This is a genomic window from Microcoleus sp. AT3-D2 (assembly GCF_036705715.1).
GTDB lineage: Bacteria > Cyanobacteriota > Cyanobacteriia > Cyanobacteriales > Microcoleaceae > Microcoleus.
Window position 1 is genome coordinate 1 of the sequence record NZ_JAUBVE010000143.1, and the last position, 4,734, is coordinate 4,734.

The 4,734-nt window shown below is 44.0% G+C and carries 4 protein-coding genes and 1 pseudogene; 1 reads left to right on the top strand and 4 read right to left on the bottom strand.

Going from position 1 to position 4,734, the window contains the following annotated elements; translation table 11 throughout:
* Positions 1 to 137: 137 nt before the first annotated feature.
* Positions 138 to 638: a plastocyanin/azurin family copper-binding protein gene (locus QUB44_RS30015; RefSeq protein ID WP_333373400.1), complete on the top strand. Its 501-nt coding sequence runs from the start codon at positions 138 to 140 to the stop codon at positions 636 to 638.
* Positions 639 to 643: 5 nt separating this feature from the next.
* On the opposite strand, the gene QUB44_RS30020 is transcribed toward QUB44_RS30015, so the two are convergent.
* The 4 genes and pseudogenes from QUB44_RS30020 to adhE all read right to left on the bottom strand — a co-directional run.
* Positions 644 to 1,549, bottom strand: a complete 906-nt coding sequence (locus QUB44_RS30020; RefSeq protein ID WP_333373402.1) for a hypothetical protein — start codon at positions 1,547 to 1,549, stop codon at positions 644 to 646.
* A gap of 199 nt (positions 1,550 to 1,748) precedes the next feature.
* Entirely contained in the window at positions 1,749 to 2,066 is a 318-nt protein-coding gene (locus tag QUB44_RS30025; RefSeq protein WP_333373404.1) for a hypothetical protein, read from the bottom strand.
* A gap of 123 nt (positions 2,067 to 2,189) precedes the next feature.
* Positions 2,190 to 2,483: an ATP-dependent Clp protease adapter ClpS gene (clpS, locus tag QUB44_RS30030; RefSeq protein ID WP_190743461.1), complete on the bottom strand. Its 294-nt coding sequence runs from the start codon at positions 2,481 to 2,483 to the stop codon at positions 2,190 to 2,192.
* A 230-nt stretch (positions 2,484 to 2,713) separates the two neighbouring features.
* A pseudogene (adhE, locus tag QUB44_RS30035) lies at positions 2,714 to 4,658 on the bottom strand (bifunctional acetaldehyde-CoA/alcohol dehydrogenase); the annotation flags it as partial.
* Between the last annotated feature and the right edge of the window lie 76 nt (positions 4,659 to 4,734).

Consider the following 4,734-nt stretch of genomic DNA (forward strand, 5'->3'; position numbering starts at 1 on the left):
CTTTTGTTACCTCTGTGGAAAAAATCCTGAAAGAATTTGGAGAAAACTATGTAATTAATTTTGTCTAGCTACTTATCAGCTTAGTCATTAGTCATTAGTCATTAGTCAGTTAATAGTTAACAGTAGTCAGAACAGCCATGCTCAATCTACTCGGTTTGCAATTAGGCAAATTCTACGGCAGCCAGCGGTTACAAAAAGCTCTCAAGGTTATTTTGGGACTAATTTTATGTTTGAGTACAATCTTGATTCCCGCGGCAATTGCTAGTGCTGCCGGGGATTTGTCTCGGCAGCCTGTCACGGAAATTACTGTTAGTTTAGGTAACGAAGCTGGGGAACTAAAGTTTTTTCCCAATCTGTTAGAATTTGAATCTGGCAAGCGCTATAAATTAGTGCTGAAAAATCCCAGTTCGCAGAAACATTATTTTACTGCTAAAGACTTTGCTGATGCGAGTTGGACTCAAAAAGTTGAAGCGGGTAAAGTGGAAATTAAAGGAGCGATTCACGAATTGGAACTTAAACCGGGCGCTATGGCCGAATGGGTTTTTGTGCCGATAAAATCGGGAACCTACAACCTGCGCTGTACAGTAGCCGGACATACAGAGGCGGGGATGATTGGCAAAATTACGATCGCCTCTTAAATGCGTTAATACATTAAGAGATTGACTAATTTTTGTGTAATCGGAAAACCCGTTTGACGCTCAAAATGTCTGAACATCGGACTAGGATTTGCCTCTAAAAACACATACTCACCGCTTGGCTTGAGACGCCAATCAATAGCAGTCCAATCCAGCATAAATGCCTTTAATATTGCTAAACATTTTTGGTGAACTGATTCGGGCAAATCTATCGGGATTAACTCAGACTCTAAATCTTCCCGAAAGTCTAAAGCTTGACTGCGAATTTCCGCAGAATAAACTGATTCACCAATCACATAACTGCGAATATTTGTCCCAGGAATATACTCTTGTATTGTGATTGGTGAAAGACTCAAAGCCAAGTCCATCCGATTAGGTTCTAAATGTGCCTCTGTCACCAACTTGGTATGAGCGCCACCATAAACAGGCTTAAAAATTACTTCTTTCTGAGATTGGACAAATTCCCTAACTTGCTCTGGATTGTTACTGATTAAAGTTGCAGGAATTGTCACTCCTATTTGCTTTGCCAGACTCAGTTGTAGGGGTTTTTCTTTATGAAATTGGTATGCCTGCCAGGAATTAATCCAGCGAGCCGGACAAGCTTGCATTAGCGATCGCACTGTACTCATGGAATCGTTTAATGCAACTTGCTGTTGATTTGCATCTTTTAAAGGTGCAACGCCAACACCGGAAAAATTGCGCCAAAATACACTGTGAATATCTTGAAAATTCAACTGGCGACCTCCGGGTAGCGTCAAGCACCCTACCAGGGTATCAGGTTGCCAAGACAGACGTAACTGTCTTGGAAACAGATAGGTATCTAAATAATCTACTTCTGCACCGGCTTGGGTGAGAGCATCTTTTATATGAGCAGCATGAGCATCTGAATCATTACCAAGAATTAAAATGTTCATGGGAAATTTGAAAATTAAAAATGTGCTAAAATTAAGTACAAATATGAAAAGTCGCATCACTTGTTTTGAGAGTGTTGCAACTTTTTATATATTGAAAAAACACTCTAATGAGGCTGAGTCTTTGAAAGTCTTATTACAAAAACAATCGGAATAGTTCAGGAATTAAGCAGAATCTCTACTATTGTCGGCACGAATGAGATTACCAATCAAGAGGGCCTCCACCGCCTTCAAACCAAGCTTTCGTGTAAGGTTCTCCACCCTCTTCACCTATAGCCAGAGTGGTCACCGGAGGGTCGAAAATATGAGGCGGGGTAGGAAATCCGCCTCCTCCTTCACTTCCCGGACAGGGAGCTGAGATACACTGTATCGGACCACCCCCACCTTCTTCACCTATAGCCAAAGTCGTGAAACGAATTCCACCTCCGATGCGGGTGGACTCTTCATCAGTTAGCGTCTCTTCAAAATCCAAATCAATTGCTTCGAGATCAGCAATATCTAGATCAAAAGGATGATTCATAAAATTATCCTACTTGAGTAAAAGATTAGGCTTGTTTATCCATAATCTAAATCAAGAGGATGAAGTGATGTTGCCATTTTGGCAAGTTTCAAAGTAAGTATTGTAACTGTCAGTTAAAAAAAGTTAAGCTGACTCTAGCGGAGCCATTGTCAGCCCCGCACGGCTCAATTGCATATGATAAAGTTCTGCTTGCTCTTGCGGGCCAACCCAGACGGTGGCTTGGCCTTCGTGGTGGATTTGGTTGGCGAGTTTCCAAGCTTGATCACTCGTCATCCCTGGAATGTATTTTGTCAAACATTCCACAACGTGCTGAAATGTGTTGAAATCGTCGTTGAGGACTATTACCCGATAGTTGGGATAAGGTTTGCGGGTAACTTGACTCGATCGAACGGGTGCTATGGTTGGTGAAGAGGTCATCGCGCGAACAGCCACTGAAACTACAAAATTCGTAAAATAGTTACCTCTAAAATTCTAACACAATTTCACAATTTTTCAACCCCTACTTGGTATTTTGATCCGCTTCGGGGTTTATTTTCAGTGGCCGGCCCTGCGTTAGATTTCTCCAGAAAGTCTTGTGGGGAGTAGGGGTTAGGCATCCTGCCCCCCATTGACAGGCTTTTGAGGAGAAATCTATGGTACCGCGCCGATTAAACTACAGTTAACACTCGATCGACCTCAGAAGTGTCGCCGTGAGAGTACGCTTGCACCAGAAGTTGCTTTAAATCTTCAATCAGCGGATAGCGGGGGTTCGCTCCGGTACACTGATCGTCAAAAGCACGATCGGCCATTTCCTCAACGCGAGCAAAAAAGAAATCATCACTCATTCCCTGACTGGCGATCGCCTCCTGAATCGTGCTAGGAATATCTACCTCACGCTTGAGATTTTCCACCGCTGCGATCAACTTCTCCACTTTCTCCTCTTCTGTATCGCCGCCCAAATTCAGATAGTCCGCAATTCGAGCATAACGCCACTTGCTGTTAGGATACTTGTTTTGAGAAAAAATCGCTTGTTTGAACGGAACATCAGTTGCATTGTAGCGAATTACATGGGAAATCATCAGCGCATTCGCTAAACCGTGAGGGACGTGGCAAGTTGCACCTAATTGGTGAGCCACTGAGTGACAAACCCCCAGAAAAGAGTTGGCAAATGCCATGCCGATCGTAGCAGCATAATGTACTTTCTCCCGCGCTTTCGGATCGTTTGCACCATTTTTGTAAGCGCTGGGCAGGTATTTAAACAGCAAACGAATCGCTTCTAAAGCCAAACCATTTGTATACTCAGAAGCCAACACAGAAACATAAGCTTCTAAAGCGTGGGTTAGCGCATCAATGCCACCGTAAGCAGTCAGTTTCCGGGGCATATTCAGCGTAAGTTCTGGATCGACGATCGCCATACTCGGAGTCAGAGCATAATCTGCAAGCGGATACTTAATCCCCGATCGTTCATCCGTAACAACCGCAAAAGGCGTGACTTCCGAACCCGTTCCCGAAGTAGTTGGAATTGCCACCATAATTGCCTTTGAACCCAAAGGCGGCAGTTCGTATACCCGCTTGCGAATATCCATAAACCGCATCGCCAATCCTTCAAACTCAATTTCTGGATGCTCGTACATCAGCCACATTACTTTAGCAGCATCCATCGGCGAGCCACCACCAAAGGCAATAATCACATCTGGATAGAAACTATTGCAGATTTCTAAACCTTTGCGAACAGTAGCAAGGGAAGGATCGGGTTCCACATCGTAAAATCTGTAGTGATCGATTTTCTTCCAAACTATTTGTGACTTCGTTAATCAATCCCAATTCAAATAATGGTTTATCCGTCACAATCAAAGCACGTTTCTTACCTGCAAGATCCCTCAAAGCTACAGGAAGACAACCCGACTTAAAATAAATCTTGGGAGGAATGCGGAACCAGAGCATATTCTCGCGCCGCTCTGCTACAGTTTTGATATTGAGCAAGTGATGGGGTGTCACGTTGACAGAAATGGAATTATCGCCCCAGCTACCGCAACCGAGGGTAAGGGAAGGATCGAGGCGGAAATTGTACAAATCGCCGATCGCACCTTGAGAAGAAGGGGTATTAATCAGCACCCGCGAAGTCTCTAGTTTGCTTTCAAAATAACGAATGTGGTTCTCATTGTGCGGAGCCGTGTAGAGTACAGAAGTATGTCCGTGTCCGCCAAAAATTATCAGCGCTTCGGCTTTGTCTACTGCTTCAGTAAAGTCCTTGGCGCGGTACATTGCGAGAATCGGCTCAAGTTTTTCACAAGCAAAGGGTTCTTCTTTACCTACCCCGTCCACTTCTCCAATCAAAACCCTGATGTTTGACGGCACTGTAAAACCAGCAATCTGCGCCACCTTTTGCACCGATTGTCCGACTATTTCGACATTCAATCGACCATCAATTAAGATTACCTCCCGCACTTTTTCCCGTTCTTGTGCATTCAGGAAATAAGCACCGCGCTTGATAAATTCCAGTTGCACTGCATCGTACACCTCATCCACAACAACCACCGATTATTCCGAAGCACAAATCGTGCCGTTGTCGAAAGTTTTGCTGAGCAAAATTGAGCTGACAGCCATTTGGATGCAGGGCTATTTCGTTCTAGACAGTAGGCAGGGTTTAGGTTTAGAGTTTAGAAGTCGGATTCACCCTAACTTATGA

What these genes read in the sequence shown, in the direction of transcription:
- QUB44_RS30015 (WP_333373400.1), top strand. Translation starts at nt 138, where the DNA reads ATGCTCAATCTACTCGGTTTGCAATTAGGCAAATTCTACGGCAGCCAG.
- QUB44_RS30020 (WP_333373402.1), bottom strand. Translation starts at nt 1,549, where the DNA reads ATGAACATTTTAATTCTTGGTAATGATTCAGATGCTCATGCTGCTCAT.
- QUB44_RS30025 (WP_333373404.1), bottom strand. Translation starts at nt 2,066, where the DNA reads ATGAATCATCCTTTTGATCTAGATATTGCTGATCTCGAAGCAATTGAT.
- clpS (WP_190743461.1), bottom strand. Translation starts at nt 2,483, where the DNA reads ATGACCTCTTCACCAACCATAGCACCCGTTCGATCGAGTCAAGTTACC.